The 20250-nt window shown below is 42.7% G+C and carries 22 protein-coding genes and 1 riboswitch; of the genes, 16 read left to right on the top strand and 6 right to left on the bottom strand.

The features are described 5' to 3' along the window. Positions 1–21: 21 nt before the first annotated feature. The 9 genes from HMPREF0623_RS05185 to HMPREF0623_RS05150 all read left to right on the top strand — a co-directional run bounded on the left by HMPREF0623_RS05185 (position 22) and on the right by HMPREF0623_RS05150 (position 8043). A complete protein-coding gene (locus HMPREF0623_RS05185; RefSeq protein WP_002832437.1) occupies positions 22–474 on the top strand; it encodes a MerR family transcriptional regulator in 453 nt (150 codons plus the stop codon). Positions 475–526: 52 nt separating this feature from the next. Then, positions 527–651, top strand: a riboswitch (FMN riboswitch). Positions 652–776: 125 nt separating this feature from the next. Continuing rightward, positions 777–1358: an ECF transporter S component gene (locus HMPREF0623_RS05180; RefSeq protein WP_002832436.1), complete on the top strand. Its 582-nt coding sequence runs from the start codon at positions 777–779 to the stop codon at positions 1356–1358. Between the two features lie 457 nt (positions 1359–1815). Beyond that, on the top strand, positions 1816–2310 hold the full coding sequence (locus HMPREF0623_RS05175; RefSeq protein WP_229785775.1) for a biotin transporter BioY: 495 nt from the start codon (positions 1816–1818) through the stop codon (positions 2308–2310). A gap of 282 nt (positions 2311–2592) precedes the next feature. Next, complete coding sequence (locus HMPREF0623_RS09420) at positions 2593–2745, top strand: teichoic acid D-Ala incorporation-associated protein DltX (protein ID WP_004166183.1); 153 nt, start codon at positions 2593–2595, stop codon at positions 2743–2745. A gap of 14 nt (positions 2746–2759) precedes the next feature. Further along, positions 2760–4286, top strand: a complete 1527-nt coding sequence (gene dltA / locus HMPREF0623_RS05170) for a D-alanine--poly(phosphoribitol) ligase subunit DltA (protein WP_004166182.1) — start codon at positions 2760–2762, stop codon at positions 4284–4286. Then, positions 4286–5488 carry a D-alanyl-lipoteichoic acid biosynthesis protein DltB gene (gene dltB / locus HMPREF0623_RS05165; protein ID WP_087115922.1) on the top strand — a complete coding sequence of 401 codons (1203 nt, stop codon included), beginning with the start codon at positions 4286–4288 and terminating at the stop codon, positions 5486–5488. Before dltA ends, dltB begins: the two co-directional genes overlap by 1 nt. A gap of 16 nt (positions 5489–5504) precedes the next feature. Next, the gene (gene dltC / locus HMPREF0623_RS05160) at positions 5505–5747 is read left to right on the top strand and encodes a D-alanine--poly(phosphoribitol) ligase subunit DltC (protein WP_004166181.1); all 243 of its coding nucleotides are present in this window, start codon (positions 5505–5507) and stop codon (positions 5745–5747) included. Continuing rightward, positions 5740–7026: a D-alanyl-lipoteichoic acid biosynthesis protein DltD gene (gene dltD / locus HMPREF0623_RS05155; RefSeq protein WP_002829701.1), complete on the top strand. Its 1287-nt coding sequence runs from the start codon at positions 5740–5742 to the stop codon at positions 7024–7026. Before dltC ends, dltD begins: the two co-directional genes overlap by 8 nt. Before the next feature lie 186 nt (positions 7027–7212). Continuing rightward, positions 7213–8043: a YitT family protein gene (locus HMPREF0623_RS05150; protein ID WP_002832429.1), complete on the top strand. Its 831-nt coding sequence runs from the start codon at positions 7213–7215 to the stop codon at positions 8041–8043. Positions 8044–8278: 235 nt separating this feature from the next. Here HMPREF0623_RS05150 and HMPREF0623_RS05145 read toward each other — a convergent pair whose 3' ends face one another. Then, positions 8279–10138 carry an FAD/NAD(P)-binding protein gene (locus HMPREF0623_RS05145; RefSeq protein WP_002832427.1) on the bottom strand — a complete coding sequence of 620 codons (1860 nt, stop codon included), beginning with the start codon at positions 10136–10138 and terminating at the stop codon, positions 8279–8281. Positions 10139–10396: 258 nt separating this feature from the next. Here HMPREF0623_RS05145 and HMPREF0623_RS05140 point away from each other — a divergent pair, with 258 nt between their 5' ends. After that, complete coding sequence (locus HMPREF0623_RS05140; RefSeq protein WP_002832426.1) at positions 10397–11035, top strand: HAD family hydrolase; 639 nt, start codon at positions 10397–10399, stop codon at positions 11033–11035. 112 nt (positions 11036–11147) lie between these two features. On the opposite strand, the gene HMPREF0623_RS05135 is transcribed toward HMPREF0623_RS05140, so the two are convergent. After that, positions 11148–11393 (bottom strand): hypothetical protein, encoded by a 246-nt coding sequence (locus HMPREF0623_RS05135; RefSeq protein ID WP_002832425.1) that lies wholly within the window; start codon positions 11391–11393, stop codon positions 11148–11150. 259 nt (positions 11394–11652) lie between these two features. Here HMPREF0623_RS05135 and HMPREF0623_RS05130 point away from each other — a divergent pair, with 259 nt between their 5' ends. The 4 genes from HMPREF0623_RS05130 to HMPREF0623_RS05115 all read left to right on the top strand — a co-directional run bounded on the left by HMPREF0623_RS05130 (position 11653) and on the right by HMPREF0623_RS05115 (position 14907). Beyond that, a complete protein-coding gene (locus HMPREF0623_RS05130) occupies positions 11653–12261 on the top strand; it encodes a CPBP family intramembrane glutamic endopeptidase (protein WP_004166178.1) in 609 nt (202 codons plus the stop codon). A gap of 18 nt (positions 12262–12279) precedes the next feature. After that, a complete protein-coding gene (locus tag HMPREF0623_RS05125) occupies positions 12280–13620 on the top strand; it encodes an MATE family efflux transporter (protein ID WP_002832423.1) in 1341 nt (446 codons plus the stop codon). Positions 13621–13692: 72 nt separating this feature from the next. Continuing rightward, positions 13693–14235: a hypothetical protein gene (locus HMPREF0623_RS05120; RefSeq protein ID WP_002829713.1), complete on the top strand. Its 543-nt coding sequence runs from the start codon at positions 13693–13695 to the stop codon at positions 14233–14235. A 144-nt stretch (positions 14236–14379) separates the two neighbouring features. After that, positions 14380–14907, top strand: a complete 528-nt coding sequence (locus tag HMPREF0623_RS05115; RefSeq protein WP_002829714.1) for a hypothetical protein — start codon at positions 14380–14382, stop codon at positions 14905–14907. Positions 14908–15095: 188 nt separating this feature from the next. On the opposite strand, the gene HMPREF0623_RS05110 is transcribed toward HMPREF0623_RS05115, so the two are convergent. From HMPREF0623_RS05110 to HMPREF0623_RS05095, 4 genes are all read right to left on the bottom strand, one after another. Further along, positions 15096–16064 (bottom strand): ROK family protein, encoded by a 969-nt coding sequence (locus HMPREF0623_RS05110; RefSeq protein WP_182888602.1) that lies wholly within the window; start codon positions 16062–16064, stop codon positions 15096–15098. A gap of 108 nt (positions 16065–16172) precedes the next feature. Beyond that, positions 16173–16364 (bottom strand): hypothetical protein, encoded by a 192-nt coding sequence (locus HMPREF0623_RS05105; protein ID WP_005918970.1) that lies wholly within the window; start codon positions 16362–16364, stop codon positions 16173–16175. A 399-nt stretch (positions 16365–16763) separates the two neighbouring features. Then, positions 16764–17576, bottom strand: a complete 813-nt coding sequence (gene yidA, locus HMPREF0623_RS05100) for a sugar-phosphatase (RefSeq protein WP_002829718.1) — start codon at positions 17574–17576, stop codon at positions 16764–16766. 10 nt (positions 17577–17586) lie between these two features. Further along, positions 17587–18927, bottom strand: a complete 1341-nt coding sequence (locus HMPREF0623_RS05095; RefSeq protein WP_002829719.1) for an HD domain-containing protein — start codon at positions 18925–18927, stop codon at positions 17587–17589. A 158-nt stretch (positions 18928–19085) separates the two neighbouring features. Here HMPREF0623_RS05095 and HMPREF0623_RS05090 point away from each other — a divergent pair, with 158 nt between their 5' ends. Together HMPREF0623_RS05090 and rpoE are read left to right on the top strand one after the other, a co-directional pair. Beyond that, positions 19086–19523 (top strand): YwiB family protein, encoded by a 438-nt coding sequence (locus tag HMPREF0623_RS05090; RefSeq protein WP_002829721.1) that lies wholly within the window; start codon positions 19086–19088, stop codon positions 19521–19523. A 44-nt stretch (positions 19524–19567) separates the two neighbouring features. Then, entirely contained in the window at positions 19568–20107 is a 540-nt protein-coding gene (rpoE, locus tag HMPREF0623_RS05085; protein WP_002832419.1) for a DNA-directed RNA polymerase subunit delta, read from the top strand. Positions 20108–20250: the final 143 nt, after the last annotated feature.

Below are 20250 nucleotides of genomic sequence, written 5' to 3'. Positions count from 1 at the left end.
GTTAACTTCAGGAGGAGAATCATGGGAAATCCGTCAGATCGGGTCGATATGTTAAAAAGAATCATTGCGAGCGAGTCTTTGTTACTAAGTATTGGCGATGTGGCAAAGGCAATTGATGTGTCACCTCGTCAATTACGTTACTGGGAAAAGAAAGGCTACGTAAAGACCAATGTATCAGAGTCGGGCCAGCGTAAATATACGTACCCTGCACTTATTCAAGCCGGAAACATTGCCCATTACCTTAATAAGGGGTATACGTTAGCGATGGCAGCTAAAAAAGCCGAGAATAATCGTAAATTAATGAAAATGCTCCGAATTTTTTTGCAGTCCCGGGTAAACAAGGGCTACGAAATTGAAAACGGCTATGAAATCGACTTGGGTGAAGTGAAGAACTTACCTGCGGAAGAACACCTGCTGATAGACGTGATGCAAGACGGTGAAAGCTATTTCAAAATCAAAAAAACAAATGATTGACGAAGATTAATTAGTAGGCTATATTTATAGTGAAATACTTATAAAAAATAAGGTTCATCTTCAAGGGGCAGGGTGTAATTCCCGACCGGTGGTACAGTCCATGACCTGTCATTTTTGACAGCTGATTCGGTGAAATTCCGAAACCGATAGTTAAAGTCTAGATAAAGGGAGATTGAATTTATTGACGCGCACTGAATTTTTTAATTCGGTTTTTAACGCTGTTGCCCCGAACTCGAGCAACGGCGTTTTTTTGTGGAAATAAGTTACCAAGAAGGTGCTCCGATTCTAAAGGAGGCAGTAACATGAGTGTTTCTAAAGTTAATAAGATGGTGATTGTCGCAATGCTGGCAGCCATTTCGTTTGTGTTGATTTTCATTGATTTTCCGATTTTACCGGGGTTTTCGTTCTTAAAGATTGACTTTGCGGACGTACCGGTCTTGATCGGAACCGTTTTGTTTGGGCCCGTGTGGGGAATGGCGACGGCTGGATTAGCTGGGCTATTGGACATTATTGTTCGGGATAGCAACCCGGCGGGAGCCCTTGGAGCGGTAGCAAATTGGATGGCGGCGGTAGCGTACGTTCTACCAATCTATTCGTTTTTGAAGCGTGCAGAAGATCAGCCGCATCACCAAGCTGTGATGGCGCTAGTTAAGGGAGTGCTATTAGGAACGGCCTTGATGACCGTGGTGATGAGTGTGGCAAATCTGTTTGTTTTGTTACCACTGTATATGAAATTGGCAAGTTTCCAAATAAATATCTCGACGTTAAATATGGTATTGTACGGAATCTTGCCGTTCAACATTTTAAAGGGAATCATAGTAGGAGCAGTAATTGGATTACTGTACTTTAGGCTGATGCCGATAGTGAGAAGGGGAGAAAAATAAAGAGCGTTCTGGAACCCGGGTAGCTCTTGAGGATTAACAGAAACAGGGACTAATCGCGTTTTTGGCGATTGGTCCCTGTTTTGGTTAACCGGAGAGAGCTGGGTTCCAGAACGCGTTTCGACCATGCAGCAGTAGGACGCGAGGGATTAACTTGATTTTGGCGATTGAGGCCAAAATTTGGTTAACCGGAGAGAGCTGGGTTCTAGAACGCGGGTTAGCCAGTTCGCTAAACCACGGAGATTAGGCTCGCGACAGTCCTAATTTTAAAAATTACTACATATATAATATCGGTTAACGGTAACCGAAAATAGCAGCTGATGCGCAACATGCTATAATAAAGCTTCATCAAAAATGGTTGATAAACAACATTTTTGGAATAAGGTAATTCAACTGTTCGGTTGGAAGGCCAAATTTAGAGGTGAAGTTTATGCGGCTTGACGCACGAAATATAACAAAAATGGCATTATTACTGGCAATTATCATTGGGTTGGGATTGGTTCCTAATCTTCCAATAGGATTGATTCCGGTTCCCATCACGGTGCAAAATATTGGAATTTTATTAGTGGGGTTAATCCTTACTCCAGGAGAAGCCGCAATCACCATCGGCGCGTTTCTGCTACTGGCCTTGGTAGGCATACCAGTCTTAACCGGAATGCGGGGCGGAGTAGCCGTATTTATGGGACCGACGGGCGGTTACCTATTGGGGTATCTTGTAGGAGCAGTGTTATTGGCATGGTGGACGTCACATGGTCGACAAGATTGGTTTGGCCTCTTTGCAAAAGTTGCCATCATTGCGGTTCTAGTAATTGATTTATTGGGAATTGTTGGATTTGCAATTAATATGCGGATGGCATTTTCTAAGGCAGTGCTTGCAAACGCCTTTTTCATCCCTGGAGACGTCATTAAGTCTGCGTTAGTGGCTTTGGTGGGCCGACGTTTAAAAATAAAATAGACGCTACAAAGCTAAAATTTAGTCAAGACCAGCTCCCGGAGGCTAAATTTTAGCTTTTTTTAAACTTTTATGAGATAAATTTGATAAACGCCGTAACGACGGAAATAATCGGCAGATAATTTATGAATAGAATGTGACAAATGTGAACTTTTTAAGCCCGTAATGTTACGGTTACTTTACAAAAAATTCAAATCATGCCATAATTTTGCGTAACGTTTAGCAGGGTTAGCGACCTAACGCAACCTTTGCAAACTAAACCAATAGCAAAAAACAGGGGGGATTGTGGTGATCGGTTTTCTTAAGAATCTGTGGCAACACGATTCGGTTAAATTCATCACAAGGACAGTATTTTACTTTTTAGTTTTTGTGATTTTACTTTATTTATACGGGTATAGTGGAATGTCTGGCGGGACTTTCATTTACAATGAATTTTAGCAGGAGGTTTTGATTTGCAAAAAGTTACAAACGTAATTGAAAAGATTGATTCAATTGCCCAAGAGCATCCGGACTGGATTGCTTATGATTATTTGGGAAATACGCACACATATGGTGAATTAAAAGCTTTCTCAGATAATTTAGCGGCTTACATTTTAGAACAAAATATTATGGAACAAGCTCCCATTATGATTTATGGGGGACAAACATTTGAAATGGTGGCGGCCTTTTTAGGAGCAGTTAAAAGCGGTCACGCTTACGTTCCAATTGACCGACATTCTAATCCAGAACGGTTAACCATGATCAATGAGATTGCGCATCCTGGGATGTGTATTGCCATTGAAGACTTACCAGTTTCTTTAGATGACTTGCCGATTTTGGAAGGCCAGGAGCTTTCAGACGTGTTTGCAGATTCGCAAAGCGTAGAGCTAGATCAGGCGGTCACCGGAGATGAAAACTACTACATTATTTTCACTTCGGGAACCACGGGTAAACCAAAGGGAGTTCAAATCAGTCATAACAATCTATTGAGCTTTGTTAACTGGCAAATGGACCAGTTCGATTTACCTGACCGTCCGGTAACCTTGTCGCAACCGCCATATTCGTTTGATTTATCGGTAATGGACCTATACGCTACTTTGGTGTTAGGAGGAACTTTAAAGGCGGTTCCTAAGACGGTTACCGATAATTTCAAGGAACTTTTCGAAATTTTACCAACGTTAGGGTTAAACGTCTGGGTTTCAACGCCATCTTTCATGGACGTATGCCTATTGCAACCAACTTTTGATGCGGATCACTATCCGGCACTATCCCGGTTCTTGTTCTGTGGTGAAGAGTTGTCACATGCGACGGCCCAAGCTTTAAAACAACGTTTTCCAGAAGCGCGGATTTTTAACACGTACGGCCCGACGGAATCAACAGTTGCGGTTTCGGCAATCGAAATTACGGACGCCGTGCTGGAACAAAACGATCGGTTACCAATCGGCCGGTTGAAACCGGACATGGGCGGTTACATCATCGACATGGATAACAACGTTGTTAAGGCTGGTAACGAAGGTGAATTGGTAATTTATGGCCCAGCGGTTTCAAAGGGTTACATTAATAATCCAACCAAAACTAACGAAGTCTTCTTCAAGTATGAAGGGCATCCGGCATACAAGACCGGTGATTTGGTGGTAATGGATCAAGATGGGGTCCTCTACTACCGCGGTCGAACTGATTTCCAAATTAAATTACACGGTTACCGGATTGAACTTGAAGAGGTTAACCATTACTTGAACAACGACCCGCTCATCAAGGCGGGAATTGCCGTGCCTAAGTACGGTAAAGACCAAAAAGTTGCGCAACTAGTCGCGTACGTAATTCCGGCAACGGATGAATATGATTCACAAATTAAACTCACGGTGGCCATTAAGGACAGTTTGAAGGCTAACATGATGGAATACATGGTCCCGAACCGGTTTATTTTTGTTGAAGAATTGCCACAAACGGCGAACGGCAAGATTGACATAAAAAGTATGATCGCGCGGGTTAACTCATGATGTGGACAGCGACACCTTACGAAAACCCGACTTACTTTTTCATGTTAGCCATTGCCCTAGTGCCCATTGTGATTGGGATGCTACGGGGACGCCGTTTTCACTGGTACGAACTGTTAGTATCGTTTTTCTTCTTGTTGCTAACCTTTGGGGGACCAAAGTGGCAACAGGGAATTGCCTTAATTGGTTATTTAATCTTCCAGGTGATATTGGTTTCACTATATAACCGCTATCGCAAGCAGCATAACGCGACCGGAGTTTTCGTAGGGGCCGTAATACTGGCAATTTTGCCCCTAGCAGTGGTCAAAATGACGCCGTTATTGCAATCAGGTAACTCTTCGTTAATCGGATTCCTCGGAATTAGTTACCTAACTTTCAAGGCGGTTCAGACCATCATGGAAATTCGCGACGGGGTCTTGAAGGATTACGATCCGTGGTTCTTCCTGCAGTTTTTGGCCTTCTTCCCGACAATTTCTTCTGGGCCAATTGACCGGTACCGGCGCTTTAAGAAGGATTATTTAAACGTCCCTGAACGGGGACACTACTTGGACCTGTTGGAAAAGGGAGTGCACTACCTTTTCTTAGGGTTTGTGTATAAATTTATGCTGTCTTACGTATTTGGTTCCTTACTTTTGCCAAGGGTCCAACACATTGCTTTACAAACGGACGGTCTCTCTTGGGGCCTGCTGGGCGTAATGTACGTTTACAGTTTTTACCTATTCTTTGATTTTGCGGGTTATAGTTTGTTCGCGGTAGCCATTAGCTACTTCATGGGGGTCGAAACTCCGATGAACTTCAAGCAACCGTTCAAATCGCACAACATCAAAGAATTCTGGAATCGTTGGCACATTACCTTGTCATTCTGGTTCCGCGATTATGTTTACATGCGGCTCGTGTTTTTCTTCATGAAGCACAAGACCTTTAAGAGTCCTAAAACGACGGCAAACGTAACTTACGTTTTAAACATGTTGTTAATGGGATTTTGGCATGGGGAAACCTGGTATTACATCCTCTACGGTTTGATTCATGGGGTTGCCCTCGTAATCAACGACTGGTGGCTTGGATTTAAGAAAAAGAATCCGGGACGCTTACCGCATAACCGGTGGACGGAAGCACTTTCGATCTTCATTACCTTTAATTTCGTGTGCTTCACTTTCCTAGTTTTCTCAGGATTCCTAGATAAACTATTTTTTGTTAAATACTAAAGGAGATTAATTAATTATGGACGTAAAAGAAACAGTTTTAAATATTTTGTCAGATTTAATTGGTACGGACGTTAGCAACAGTATGGATGATAACCTTTTTGATGCAGGTCTATTGGATTCAATGGGCACGGTTCAATTATTGTTGCAATTACAAACTGAACTAGGAATTGAAGTTCCCGTATCTGAATTTGAACGTAGCGAATGGGACACCCCAAATAAAATCATTGCTAAAGTAAAGGAACTTCAAGCTCGTGGCTAAAAGGTTATGGATGATTTTTGGTCCCGTTTTAGCGGCAGCACTGATTTTAATCGGACTTTTATTTTCCCCATTCAAAATAAATAAGATTAACTCAGCCGTTGAGCAAAAAGCAGCTACGGCATTGTCCCCAGACACGCTCAAAGGAGATGCCGTAAAACGGGCCGCCTTAGAAAATGGGAATTACGTTCCCTTTTTTGGGTCCTCAGAACTTTCCCGGTTTGATTTAGCCCATCCATCCGTAATGGCGGAAAAGTATGATTGGGACTTCCGTCCATTTTTACTAGGAGCACCGGGGACCCAATCGTTGACCCATTATTTTGAAATGCAGGGAATTAATCCCCAATTGAAAAATAAAAAGGCAGTCTTTGTGATTTCACCACAGTGGTTTGTAAGAAAAGGAGCGGACCCGCATGCCTTTGCATTTTACTTCTCGCAATTGCAAGCCGTTAACTTCTTGGAAAACCAAACTGGGAAGCCAAGTGAACGATACGCTGCTAAACGGTTGCTAACCATGTTAGACGACCGGAGTAACAGCACTAACCGTCAAGTAATTAACGCGTTAGATCGGGTAGCTAACGGGCAACAGGTAACTTCGGGACAACGGACTTACTTGAAGTACTATAAGCGGTTGTTGGCTCACGAAGACCAACTCTTTTCGCCGCTTAGCTTGCAAGGAACTAATCAAGACCATATTAACCGGCAGGTCGAAGCATTACCTAATAGCCCGTCGGATGGGATGATTCAACAAGCTTTGACCCGCCAAGCTAAACGGCAAACGTCAAACAACCAGTTTGGGATTCAAAACCAGTTTTATAATAAACGTTTGAAGAAACGGATTGCTGCTTTTGAAGGGATGCAAAAGCATTACGATTATACGCGTTCGCCTGAATTTGCTGACTTCCAGCTAATTTTGGATCAATTTGCGAAAAATCATACCCAAGTGCTCTTTATCATCCCGCCGGTTAACCAGAAGTGGGCGGATTACGTGGGCTTATCACAAGAAATGCTCCGTGGTTTTGACAAAAAAATAAATTACCAGCTGCAAAGTCAAGGATTCAACCAGATTCTCGATTTATCACGTGATGGTGGTAAGAAATACTTCATGCAAGATACCATCCATTTAGGCTGGTACGGTTGGTACGTGGTTGATCAAAACGTCAAGAATTTTGTTGACCAACCTAGCCAATCAACGCATTACCAAATTAAGCATCAATTCTTTGATGAAGATTGGCAACAGTTAAAACCATCTGATTTGAAAACTTATATCAAGAATAATTAATAACTTTTAGGTATAATAGAAAGAGAATCGGAGCTGGGGAGCCGAACGTCGCGACTTTGAAAATTGATTTTGGAATTTTGTGACTGACGATTGCTTTTGCAAAATTGTGAGAGCGGAATTGAAAGCTAGTCGAGCGTTTACCCACTCTTTTTAGATAACTAGTTTAAGGGAACGGGGGATAAATAGATGCGCGAGAAAAGTTTTCGGTTGGTCAGCCAGTTTGCCATCATGTTAGTCGCGCTAGAAGTTTTAGCGATTAGTATTAACATGTTTTACGCACCACATAACGTGGCTGCGGGAGGCGCAACGGGGATTTCAATTTTGTTAGAGGACGCCTTTGGCTGGAACCGGGCGCTGATTGTCTTTATCATTAACGTGGCAATGCTGATAGCGTCGTACTTTACATTGGGAAAACAGACTACGGCCCGAATTACGGTGGGCAGTTTGTTGTTACCAGTCTGTATGGCGGTGACGCCGAGTTTAAGTTTGGTATCGGACCGCACGTTAGCAGTGATTGTCGGCGGAGCGCTGTACGCAATTGGAGTGGCGCTGTTATACCAAATTGATGCTTCCAGCGGGGGCACTACGGTACCGCCGTTGATTTTAAAAAAGTACTTTAACTTTAAAACTTCTGTGAGTCTGCTGGTGCTTGATACGATTGTTTGTCTGATGAATATCTTTAGTTCGGGAATGGAAGCTTTCATCCTAGCACTATTTTCATCGGTGATCACGCTGTTAGTGATGAATTATATTGAGACCGGAATTGACCGGAAGAAGAGTGTTTACATTATGAGTAGTCGACTTAGTGAAGTCGAGGAAATTATCTCGGAGTCGCTGGATCAAAGTTACACGAGTTTGAACGTGCAGGGAGGATTTTCGGGAGATAACCGCCGGATGCTAATGCTAGTGGTGGAAAATGCCGAATATCACCGAATTATTGAAAGAATTAGGGAAATTGACCCCAAGGCGTTCATTTTAACGACCAATGTGGCGGAGATTCATGGGGGACAATATTAATATAGAGGGTTACAAAACCCGTTTCGACTACGCGGCAGAAAAGCGCGGAATTGGGGACTAATTGCGGATTTGGCAATTGGTCCCCAATTTGGTTAGCCGGAGAGAGCTGGGTTACAAAACCCGTTTCGACTACGCGGCAGAAAAGTATTAGTATTTAACGACCAATGAACTAAAAAAGGGGCCTCAGATTTCAAGCAGAAATCCGAGGTCCCTTTTCAATATTAAAATGTCCAGTTTATTTAGCAAATATTTGGGCCGCAATTCGATCGGCAATTCGGAGTCGCACATCGTTAACTCCAGGAATTGGAGCCCCGTTAGTTAGCCAATGCCGCTTTTCGGTGGGAAGTCCCCAAACAAAGAAGTGGGGTACCACGTTGCCGTTTTGATCGATCAATTCAGCAGTGTCGTCCGTAACGTCCAATGCTCCGGTTTGGTAACTAGAACCATCGCGAAGCTGGAGGGTAAAGATCCGGGCCAGCCCCTGTTGCAGCAAGTTATTTACCAACGGGTTAGTGTTGTTGGCAGCGTTAGGCTGGGGTAAACGACCTTCAATCAAGACGTTACCAAAGTACTGTTGATGATCCGCAAGCCGGTTTGAATAAGTCATAAATTGATCATCACTCGTTTCAACCCTCATATCCGGGCCAATCAGAGTTAAAATGCCCGACTTGATAAGGGCTAAAATCTGCTCAATCCGAAATGCCGGCGGTCCGACCGCTAAGAAGCTATTTAAGGAATTAAAATGTTTGAGAACCTGCTCTACGTAGTCGTCAGCACTGATTAAACGGTAGGTAACCACTTTCCGAATGTTGGTACGTAATTCGCGTAGCTTTTCAATAGCGCTTGTAAATGGGGCGGTTAAGTTACCTTCGTTTGCCAAGTCCACGTCTTGCTGCAAGTAAGTCTTAATAAACTGGGTAAAGCTGGCAGCGTCGTTAACGTCTTTAGGAATCGGATTCTTCCATTCTTCCCAGTTGAGACGATCTTTAGCAGCAATGCCGTAGTTATCCAAGATTTTCTTGAATCCCTTTGTGCTAGCAGCTAGGTCGGCTTCAAAAGCAGATAGATCAATTTCTGGATAACTATTTTGCGCGAGGGTAACGTAGTAGGTTAACTCAACGTCCCATTGAATGCGGTTAATAAATTCTTCGCCGCTAATGGCTTGGTGTTGGCGAACAAGGTCGTCAACGTATTGGTCACTTAGGAAATAGCGCGGAAAAGTCTCGCCCACTGCCTTTTGGTCTAGTCCCCGAGCATGATAAGGCAATCCCCTCCGGGAGCTAGCGTAAATTGTAGGCTCATCACCAGAACGCGTGTAAGTTAAGTTCCCATGTTCGTCGCGGTGGAAGGTTCCGCCACGCCGTTCGGTAAGTTCGGCGAGGTAGTCGATGAAACTTAGCCCTAACCCACGAATAATTACGTGATCGCTAGCAGCAACGTCGTCAACGTCCATCTCGGCCGGATACGCAATCGGAACGTACTTTAGTTGATGAGCAGCGGCAAAATCTTGCAACTGCCGTTCTTCTTTGCTTAACGGGTTGTTGCCTTCCCCTAAAGCAGCGGATACAACGTCCACGTTGTAAGCAGCATCTTGGGTGATGACTGTGTATTGCTGTGCATCTTTTTTAACGTTAGTCACCCACTCTGAACGAGGGATCACGCTAAAGTTATCCGGTAAATGATTAATAATTTGTTCGTAAAACCACTGTTGGTAGATGCCAAAAAGGGCTCGAGAACTGTAAGAGTGCTTGTTTAAGTTCGCTAATTCGTTTAAGAGCAGCTTTTGATGATGATATTGGTGTTCTTCGATAAAGCTGCGTCCGTTTGCTAGGGCCCAGTCAAGTAAACTCGGACCTTCATGAACCGGGCCAGCCATTTCAATAGATTGATCCGTGAATAAAGTGATTTTTTCGGCTAACGAATTCATTTTCAGTTCGTGGTTTTGGTCAGGATTCCAAACTCGACCACCAATTCCGAAGGGATCAAATAGTGATATTTCGACATTGGCTGAGTAATTGGTACTGATGCCCCAACAAACTAAACGTTCGAGGGCCATTAAGTTGCGCGGACCCGCGCCGATTAAAGCAATTTTCATATTGTCCACCCCGTTTGTTTTTCACCTTTATCATAGCATAATAACGAAAGCTTGCGGCGAGGCTTTCCGGGACTACTAGGTGAGAAAGACTACAAAAATAAGGTAATTGTATAAAAAAATGAAATCGAATACATCTTTTTTGCTCAACTAGGTAAATAAAAGTAAAAAAAGTGGATTTGAAAGCGATTTTCCCTTTTTATCTACGGGCAAACGGCGTAGTATAAATGTAAAATCACAATGAGTGGAAGGATAACGATGATGTATAAAGTAGTATTGTTTGACTTAGACAACACCTTATTAAAAACTGAAGACGCTTCGGTGGCCGCATTAAGCTACGCTCTGAAACAAGACGGCGTGACGGTTACCCCGGAGGCAATTATTAGTCTAATGGGAATCCCTGGTTTAGAGATGGCTAAACAATTGGGTGCTCCTAATCCGGAAAAGACCATCGCAATCTTTAATGAACAAATTGGTAAAGAAGTCGATTTGATTAAACCATACGACGGAATTGGGGCAATGTTTACCGGTTTGCATGAACTTGGTGTGGAGTATGGGATTGTTACTTCCAAATTAAAACGAGTCTTTGATGACGAGATGAAGCATTTCCCTAAGATTCAACAGATTAAACGGGTGGTCTTTTCTGACGATACACAAAAACATAAGCCAAATCCTGATCCGATTTTATTTGGGATCAAAAAATACTTTGCAGAAATGGACTTAAAGGATGTCTTGTACGTAGGAGATTCGTTATTTGATATGCAGGCAGCCCACGCAGCGGGAGTAGATTTTGCTAACGCCGGCTGGGGCGCCATCCCAACTAATGATTTCTCAGAGGCAGAATATGTGTTGCAAAAGCCTGAACAGCTTTTGGACATCGTGCAACGGTCAAGGAAATAGATGTGAAATTAAATGGGCGGTGGAGCAGGAAGCCATATTAGCTGCGAAACAGCCCTAAAAAAGAGGTTGAGAAAATTAAGCAATTTTCTCAACCTCTGTTGTTTATCTAGTTTTACATTGAAGGTACCAACCAGTCGTTTTCTAACAAGTGGTGAAATTGTTTTGTGATCGGTAGCCACAATTTGTTGTTGATGATGTCCTTTAAGCACTGCCAAAATAATGGGTCGCGTGCTTGGCGGGCGGTGGGGTAAACAAATATGTATTCACCAGTCCGCGTCCGGGCTTTGATTTTATTATTTTCGTGTCCGATAAGTTGGACTTCCAAATACTCGCGCATATTCGGATCGTTGATAATCATTCGCATCATCCTCCCTCACTTCTATAAGGCTACCATGTGGAGGCCAAAGAGGGGCAAAATTTGCTCAGAATTTAGCACATCTTAAATAAAAAAATATTTTCTTAAATATATCAAACTTAGTGGAGTTATTAATTGCATTTTAAAGATAAAGCGACTATCATCTTTCAAGCTGAATAATTCAACTAAGGCTAAGGAGGAGTTTCTTCTGAAAGGTCTTAACGTTATTAAAAATTGTCTGTTTTTAGTTTTACTTTTTGCGATGGACCAAGTAATTTCATTACCGCAAATAGCGGCAATGCATATTCACGACACCCATCCAGTTGTACACGTCCTATTGGTGGTAGTGTACACTTTGACCACTCTAGCAGTGGTGATTTTTTTGGTTCAATTTTACCGTTATAAAGTGCGCAAAAATCATAGTGATTTCGCTAATTACCCGTTGAACAGTAAGCGCTTTCGGATTATGTTATTAATGGTTGGGTTATGGTTCATTTTTATGCTTCTGCAGACTTGGTACGTAACCTACTTTAATATTGGTACTTCGGAAAACCAATCGGCTATTGAACAACTACTACGGGACACGCCAATTTGGACGTGGGTTGACGCAGTACTAGTCGCTCCGGTTATTGAAGAACTGATTTTCCGGGGCCTCTTTTTTGAGTTCTTCTTTACCAAAGATAGTCGGCTGGTACGCATAATTGGCGTGGTAGTTAACGGCGCTCTTTTTGGCGGATTGCACGACCTAGGCGCTAGTTTCCCAATTTACGCAATCATGGGAATGCTGCTAGCGATCACCTATTTATGGACCAAGGATATCAAATATAGCATCACGCTCCACATCATAAATAATTTTATTTCATTTTTATAACGGCTACGGAGGATTAATATGGATAGTATTTTAACTAAAGGAAGCCCAATTAAGGGAATTATCTTATTCAGTATTCCGCTGCTTTTAGGTAATATTTTCCAACAAATTTACACCCTCTCCGACACCTTGATTGTTGGCCGGGTGGTCGGGGTACAAGCCCTAGCTGCGGTAGGGGCTACCAGTGGGCTGACCTTTTTGATCATTGGGTTTGCCCAAGGGATGACGACCGGGTTATCGATTATCACTGCCCAGCACTATGGCGCGGGGGATTTACGAGCGGTCAAACAAAGTTTTGCAACTAGCATTTGGATTTGTGGCGGATTGGTACTGTTGCTCACCCCGCTTAGCGTTTGGGCAACCCGACCGTTACTACGGTTAATGCAGACGCCGGCTAACATTATTGATGGGGCCGCAATTTTCTTATCCATTATCTTTGGCGGACTAGTGGCAACCATGTTTTTTAACCTATTTTCCAATATGCTTCGGGCGTTAGGAAATAGTCGTTTGCCACTGATTTTCTTGGTGATTGCCTGCATTATTAACGTAGTTTTGGACATCATCTTGATTGTTTTCATGCACGTTGGAATTGCTGGTGCAGGGATTGCTACGGTTACGGCCCAGTTGATTTCTTGTTTTCTATGTTGGTTTTATATCAAGGCTCGGGTTCCGGCGTTGTCCCTCGAATGGCGGGAAATCACTACGAATTGGACGTTAATTAAAGAACAAATTCGGATTGGTTTACCAATGGGATTCCAAGCTTCAATCATCGCAATTGGCTCGATTATTTTACAAATTTCGTTAAACCATTTGGGTTCATCAGCAATTGCAGCGTACACCGCTGCTGGAAAAGTGGACCAATTGGCGACTCAGCCAATGATGTCGTTAGGAATTACGATGGCAACTTTTACCGCGCAAAACTTCGGTGCTAAGCAATACAAACGGATATTGAAGGGGATTCGCCAAGCGTTAACTACGTCGATTAGTTATGGTTTCGTGATGGGAATTTTGATTATTTTAAATAGTCGGACGTTAGTTAACCTGTTTATCGGAAATTCAGAACAACACATTACTAATTTGGCACATCAATATTTTGTAATTGTCAGCATGAGTTACTTCCTGTTGGCAATCCTGTTTATTGTGCGATACACCCTACAAGGATTTGGGAAGAGTATGGCACCTACGTTAGCAGGGGTCGCAGAATTGCTTTCCCGGATGTTAGTGGGGATTTGGGTAGTACCTGCCTTTGGCTTTATCGGAGCCTGCACGGCAAACCCGTTAGCTTGGCTAGGATCAAATTTAGTGTTGATTTGGTCCTATGTCCAAGTTGTTCGCCAATTAAGACGGGAACCTGAAGCATAAAGTGTTTTTTAAAGTGCTAGGGCACTATAATAAAGTTAGTAGGTTGTGAGTGTAGAGAAGGGGGTTTGGTTAATGATTTTTACGTATGACGTATTAAAGGACGTAATTAGTACGGGAAAACCAATTATCATTAATGAACAAAGTCAAATACAAAAATTAATGGCGGATAAAATCGCCGCAATTAAGTTCGTCTCGAAAATTAAAAATGAGCATGAATACTATTGTTTCTTGGAGTTAAATCCGGGGAAGGGAATTGTATTTTCTTCCGATGGCAACACTTTTGATGGTTTTAGCGTTTTTCAAATTCCATTAAGTGAGTTTTATTTTGACGTTGATGTTGATAAAGGCATAATTGGAATTGAAGACGGTGTGGGTAACGAAACCGACTTTTTAGATTTATTCACGGGTCCGTCAATTGGCGAATTCAGTCGGAAGTACCACCATGCTAGTGACGAAGAAATCATGCACGGGAACACGTATGAAATGACCGATCGTTATCTAGGGGATTATTTAGGTTTTGAAGGCGAAGATGCCCAAAAACTTAACTTGACGTTGCTGCGTTTTTTGATGGCGGTATACTTTGACCAAAACCCCGCAAGTAAGCCGGTTAAATAACTAGATAGATTGGCGCTAGTTTAAGAAAAAGCCGGCGGATGAAAAACATATTTTACATTCAGATTACAACGGTTGATTTTTTAAATGCGCGGAGTATAATTTCTTCTGTTCCAGTATTTATGGTTATTTTTTGGAGGAAGAAAAATGATTTTTAAATATGATGTTTTATCTAAAGTAATGCAAGAAGATAAAACGATTGAAATTAATAAAGACAGCTGCATCAAAAAAATCGCGGGATTAAACGGAGTGGAATACGACGTTCGGAGCAGCAACCGGCACGATTACTTCGTCTTTTTACCGCTAAATGATGATGAAGGCTTAGTTATCAGCACTGATAACCATACCGAGCTGGGATTTGAGCTGTTAAGAACTCCTAAGAAAGAATTTTTCTTGAGTATAAACACCAATATTAATCTAGTGGATTACTACGATGGTCCGGGAACCCAGACCGACTTTCCTGACGTGCTTGAACAAGAAGAGCTGGACCAAAACTATAATCATTGTTATGGTGCAAGTGATCAAGCGTTGAAGGAAACCAAATTGTATCAACAAGTGGATAATTGTGTAAGCAAATATTTACGGGTGGATGCAAAGTTAGAAGAGAAGTTGAACTTAGTAATTATGCGGCTTGCCTTTTTGGCACATAGTCAACGGCAACACGCGGTGGCTTAGTTAGCATAATGGTTGTACAAAATTTTAAATACCCCAAGTTTAATGATGGCAAAATTGCTGTTAGTGGACTTGGGGTATTTTTGGTTGGATGTCTGAGATAAAAACCACCTTAAGCAAGCTAACTTCTTTGCATGCTTAAGGTGGTTTAATAATATTTAAGGGAAATTTAGCTGTACGCGTAATTACTATTAATTTGGCAATGACGTGTCTTGAGCTGCATCTTCCTGTAACTTTTTAAAATCGAATTGGGATAATGCAAAGTAATAAGCACCGTAAAGGTCGGTATCCTGTTTAAAAACTGAAGTTTCAACATTTGGCATGTGCAGAGTCTCTTTTAAAAGTGAAAAGCTGTCCCGAATTACCTGAAGCTGATGGTTAATTTCGGGAACCAAAATACTCTGGGTACTGATCCGTCCGCAAATTACGTATTTGTTCAAGTCCAACACTGCCTGAGTATTGGCAATCATGTAAGCAACGTTACGGCAATACTCATTAAAAAGTTCGCGAGCGTTGGCTTCGCCATTTTCAATGGCTTTAAAGACCTTGGTATCGTCGTTAGGGTCGGAAAGCTGCAAAACGTTCCCGATTTTTTGCACCATTTTAGTGGCAGAACATGCGTTAAACATAATTTGGGATGGTGAAGGATTATCAGTTTGCGGATTAGCTAAAATCATCCCTAAAGCCCCAGCTTCTAGGTGATTGCCGGTAAAAATCCGGTCGTTTAAAATGATCCCAGCGCCTACGCCATCATCGAGGATTAGGGCTGCGCCGTTGTGAATGTTACGTAAGTTTCCATTCCAGTGAGCGGCGGTCGCTGCACAGATTCCAACGCTTTGCATGGCAACGGGAAGGTCGTAACGCGCAGCGATAATTTTGCCCAAACTTAGTCCATGAAGAAGCGGTAGGGAGCCACCTTGGTAGATGATTCCATCCGCTTGATCCACTTGACCAGGAACGCTAATTCCAATCCCGTAGATATTTTTTTGGTTTTCTTCAACAATGTGATAAATGGCTTTTAAAAAATTATCAATGTTATCAGTAGGAGTAGGGACGCTTTTACGTACCTTCAATTCACCCTGGTCGCTAAAAAGTGCGTACCGAATTGCTGATTCATTAACGGCGATGCTTAATTGTTCCGTGTTATTCATCATAATCATTCCTTCGTGTACATTAATTATACATAGTTTGAGAACGATTTCAACGTCAGTAATCAAAAAACGGGGGAGGCCCCCCGCTAGCGAATGAAGATGTCGTTGATTTTAAAGTTATAGTTTCTTGCCCATTTTTATTAATAAATAAAGTAAATAAACGGTGAAAATGGACAAGATCACGAAAGCAAGCAGGTTGAAAATGCTGTTTTGACCTAACGGAGTGAAGGCTTTAAGTGCCATTACGATTAGGTTAGCAACTATATAGATGATTAAGATTTTTTTTAAAAATTGTGAGCCATGTCCCATTAAGCGAACCTCCTTCATGTACGATCGACTTAAGTTTTTGTGCGCGACCAATGATAAAAGTTGATTATATAATAACGTAGTTGGGTAATTTCTGGGAGGAGGATATTGGACCGATTGACCAACCCGCGATTAATTCCCTAATTCCTTGGTTCTCCTGCAGCGTAGTCGAAACGTGTTCCAGCCACCAATCTTCTCCGGTTAACCAAATTTTGGCCTCAATCGCAATCCGCGATTAAGGCCAAAATAAAGTTAATCCAGGTGCTTACCTGCAGCGTAGTCGAAACGCGCTCAGCCCCCAGCCCTCTGCGGCTAACCAAATTAGGGAACCAATCGCCCAACCCGCGATTAATTCCCTAATTCCGTTAGTCCTCAAGGGCTACCCGGGGGTGCGGAGCGCTCTTATTTATTAATCACAAACTTCCTAATCGCCTTTGCCACACCGCTTTCATTATTGTTAGCCGTGATGAACTGGGCATTTTCCTTCACCTCGTCAATTCCATTTTCCATCGCGACCCCTATTCCGGCCGTCTTAATCATTGACAAGTCGTTTCCTTGGTCACCGATTGCCATTACTTGGTCAAGGCTAAGGTGCAAACGTTCCGCCAACTCCTTAACCGCGTTGCCCTTGCTGACGTTTTTAGGCATTAATTCAATAAAGTAAGGTTCACTTTGGACCACGCTAAATTCGTCTTGGAAACGATTGAAGATTTGGTCACGGGCCTTACTTAAAACCTTCGGATCGTCGATAAACATTACCTTAGGCATTTCTAGGTCAGGGTTCATTTCTTCAACGCTCCGGTAACGTAAGCCCATTTCTACTAAGAAACTTTCTCCAACCGTGTACTGGCTAATATTTTTGTTGGCGGTGTAAATATGGTTCTTGCCATCCACATGGAAATGAACGCCCACTTGGCGACTGAAGGCTTCGGCAGCCAGGTAGTCTTGGAAACTTAAGGTGTGTTTAATTAAAATTTCCCCGTTAATGGTCTGAGCAAGCCCGCCGTTATAAGTAATGGCGTATTCCCTTTCGTTTTGGAGCTCAAGTTGGGCCAAGTAGCGTTGAATCCCGGTGATGGGGCGTCCGGTACACAAAACAATGTTAACACCCATCTTAGAAGCTGCATTGATGGCAGCGATGTTTTCTTCGGTCAGTTGTTTATTATCGTTTAATAGGGTGCCATCTAAATCAATGGCCACTAATTTAATACTCATGATCATCCTCCTAATTGATGATGCCGTTTTTGATGTGTGATTGAAATGCCTCAAAGGTAGCTGAAAATAAGTTTTCAGTGTTGCTAGTGAGCATTTCCTTTGGAAAATAGAACCGTTCGTCGCTTGAAACTTTGCCCGAGATGGCCCGAACTAAATCGCTAGCCGTGGAAAGTTCCACTAGGGAACCGTCGGCCTGCATCAATTCAATTTGGGTTCGGGGCTTTTGCGACGTAGGGTCATAAGCGTCGTACGGCAGATCGTAGCTATCGTTTTCGGCAGTGTAGTATTCCGCGTCAAACCCTGCTGCGGCCACTAACTGTTTTAATTCAGGTAAAAGCGCGCGAGTTTGGTTACTGATACGGGCCGATTTAAACGGGGTCCGGTTTAAAAAGCGGTTAGCTAGGTCGTTTAAAATGGGGTCCTCTGAATCTTCCCATTGCAAGAAGTAGGTGTTAAGTACCCCGTCGTCTAATTTCAAGTAGTCGTTTAAAGTAAATTGCTTGTTGAAAAAGGGCATTAAAAATTGTGGAGCCTGCTGCCACGGGGTTGCTGAATCTAAGTACAGCTGGTGTGCCCGGGCAAGCAAGTGACCGAGAATGACCTCCATGGACCGTGAAACGGAATGAAAGTAAACCTGGACGTACATTTGAAAACGGCTGACGATAAAGTCTTCAACCGCGTGAATTCCGCTAATTTGAAAGGCAATCCCTTTCGAGTAGGGACGCATCACCCGTAAAATACGGGTTAAATCAAAGGTACCGTAGTTTGTCCCGGTGTAATACGAATCCCGAAGCAAGTAGTCCATCCGATCGGCGTCAATTTGGCTAGAAATCAACTGCACCACTTGGGGATTCGGGTAATCGTGACTGATAACGGCAGCAACTTGGGTCGGAAAATCTGGACTGATTTGTCGTAAAACCTGGTTAACTTCCGTAGTCGGGTCCGTAATGATTTGGGTAGTAATTTGTTCGTGATTGGTGTGAAAAATGTGCTCAAACGTGTGTGAATAAGCACCGTGACCAATGTCGTGTAATAACGCTGCGCAAAGGGTTACCAAACGTTCCTCTTTACGCCATAATCCATCGTTAGGGTTTTTGGAAAGGTAATTCCGTTCAAAGTTTTCAACAATGCGCCGGGCCACTTCGTAACAACCCAAAGAATGTGAAAAACGGGTGTGTTCCGCGCCGTGAAAAACGAATGAAGTAGTTCCTAACTGATGAATGCGGCGAAGCCGTTGGAATTCTTTCGTGTTAATCAGATCCAAAATTACTTGGTCTTGGACATAAACGTAATCATGGATGGGATCACGAAAAACTTTTTCCATCGGCAGGCGCTGATTTTTAAGGGCCATGATGCCACCTTCCTGATTTTTATTAAATAAATCCTTTACTTAGAATTATACTAGTTTTCGCTAAAGCTTGTAAAAGTTGAACGGTAGAATAGTACAATTATATGTAAAATGAATTATAATTGGCATGGTAATAAAGTGAAAGGAAGAGGAGCATTCAAATGGCACTAGATAATGGAATTCCAATTGCGATCCATTTAGAGACGTTTATTGAACAAGAAGGTGAAAAAAACCACCTAGTTTTCGATGAACCAGGACAAGTATTTCAAATGGGCAATTCAATTTACTTACGGTACCAAGAAGTAGACGAAAAAAGCGGACAGAAAATTCCGGTTACCATGAAAATTGACGGCGAAGGAACGGTTTTACTAACGCGAGCTGCTGAAAATGAAATGCGGCTTCGGTTTGCAAGTGGGAAACGGATTGAAGCGCGTTACCGCACCCCATACGGACTGTTCCCAATTGAAACGGTCACCCCTTTGTTAGATGTGCAACTCCAAAACGAACCGTTGGCAGGACAAGTGAACATTGATTACCAACTTTTAGCGGGTAAACAGCTGATTGGTAACTATAAAATCCGATTGCAATTTACGGCCTGAGTGTAGTATCATTAAGGACAGACTGTGGAAAGGACGTGCACCAGTTGGAATTAGAAATTTTTAAGGGTCAAAACAAAGACGAACTCTCGATGATCGAAGTTGCTCACGCTATCTTAGCTAAGAATGGTGAACCGATGGCATTCGTTGATTTAGCTAATGCAGTTCAAAATTACTTGGAAAAGACGGACGAAGAGTTTCGGAATCGGTTATCGCAATTTTACACTGATTTAAATATTGACGGCAGTTTTATTTCCCTTGGTGAAAACACCTGGGGACTTCGGACATGGTACCCATTTGAATCAATTGATGAAGCCCTAATTCACACTGAAGAAGACGAAGACGAAGATCGTCCGGTACGTAAAAAACGTAAACGGGTCAACGCCTTTCTGGCTGACGCCGCCGATGATGACGACGTAATTGATTACGATGCAGATGACCCAGAAGACGAAGACGTTACCGCCGCTGATGACGCGGATGCCGATGATCCAACTTACGAGGATTTATCTAGCGATGATGATAACGACACGCTTCCTGACGGTATTGAAGGTCAATTAACAGAATTAAATGATGATGAAGAAGAGTAAATTATCAGCTTGACTTATGGTTGATTACTCGGTATTATATTTTTTGGGCTCCGGTAAACCTGATTGGGTTTAGCGGACAATGAACGGTTAATACCCCCTATTCATGGAATAGGGGGTATTTTTATTGTTGGGTGAGGGTTACC

Origin of the sequence: Pediococcus acidilactici DSM 20284, from assembly GCF_000146325.1 — a bacterium.
Classification (GTDB): Bacteria; Bacillota; Bacilli; order Lactobacillales; family Lactobacillaceae; genus Pediococcus; species Pediococcus acidilactici.
The sequence above is the reverse complement of the archived record's forward strand: the minus strand, read 5'-3'. Positions and strand labels throughout refer to the sequence as shown.

Excerpts from the sequence above, each read along its gene's own strand:
- HMPREF0623_RS05145 (WP_002832427.1), bottom strand. The coding sequence starts at position 10,138 with ATGAAAATTGCTTTAATCGGCGCGGGTCCGCGCAACTTAATGGCCCTC.
- HMPREF0623_RS05150 (WP_002832429.1), top strand. The coding sequence starts at position 7,213 with ATGCGCGAGAAAAGTTTTCGGTTGGTCAGCCAGTTTGCCATCATGTTA.
- HMPREF0623_RS05185 (WP_002832437.1), top strand. The coding sequence starts at position 22 with ATGGGAAATCCGTCAGATCGGGTCGATATGTTAAAAAGAATCATTGCG.
- dltC (WP_004166181.1), top strand. The coding sequence starts at position 5,505 with ATGGACGTAAAAGAAACAGTTTTAAATATTTTGTCAGATTTAATTGGT.
- HMPREF0623_RS05115 (WP_002829714.1), top strand. The coding sequence starts at position 14,380 with ATGATTTTTAAATATGATGTTTTATCTAAAGTAATGCAAGAAGATAAA.
- HMPREF0623_RS05175 (WP_229785775.1), top strand. The coding sequence starts at position 1,816 with ATGGCATTATTACTGGCAATTATCATTGGGTTGGGATTGGTTCCTAAT.
- HMPREF0623_RS05105 (WP_005918970.1), bottom strand. The coding sequence starts at position 16,364 with ATGGGACATGGCTCACAATTTTTAAAAAAAATCTTAATCATCTATATA.
- HMPREF0623_RS05120 (WP_002829713.1), top strand. The coding sequence starts at position 13,693 with ATGATTTTTACGTATGACGTATTAAAGGACGTAATTAGTACGGGAAAA.
- dltB (WP_087115922.1), top strand. The coding sequence starts at position 4,286 with ATGTGGACAGCGACACCTTACGAAAACCCGACTTACTTTTTCATGTTA.
- HMPREF0623_RS05095 (WP_002829719.1), bottom strand. The coding sequence starts at position 18,927 with ATGGCCCTTAAAAATCAGCGCCTGCCGATGGAAAAAGTTTTTCGTGAT.
- HMPREF0623_RS05140 (WP_002832426.1), top strand. The coding sequence starts at position 10,397 with ATGTATAAAGTAGTATTGTTTGACTTAGACAACACCTTATTAAAAACT.
- HMPREF0623_RS05090 (WP_002829721.1), top strand. The coding sequence starts at position 19,086 with ATGGCACTAGATAATGGAATTCCAATTGCGATCCATTTAGAGACGTTT.
- HMPREF0623_RS05125 (WP_002832423.1), top strand. The coding sequence starts at position 12,280 with ATGGATAGTATTTTAACTAAAGGAAGCCCAATTAAGGGAATTATCTTA.
- HMPREF0623_RS05110 (WP_182888602.1), bottom strand. The coding sequence starts at position 16,064 with ATGATTATGATGAATAACACGGAACAATTAAGCATCGCCGTTAATGAA.
- HMPREF0623_RS05180 (WP_002832436.1), top strand. The coding sequence starts at position 777 with ATGAGTGTTTCTAAAGTTAATAAGATGGTGATTGTCGCAATGCTGGCA.
- HMPREF0623_RS05135 (WP_002832425.1), bottom strand. The coding sequence starts at position 11,393 with ATGATTATCAACGATCCGAATATGCGCGAGTATTTGGAAGTCCAACTT.
- HMPREF0623_RS05130 (WP_004166178.1), top strand. The coding sequence starts at position 11,653 with ATGGACCAAGTAATTTCATTACCGCAAATAGCGGCAATGCATATTCAC.
- yidA (WP_002829718.1), bottom strand. The coding sequence starts at position 17,576 with ATGAGTATTAAATTAGTGGCCATTGATTTAGATGGCACCCTATTAAAC.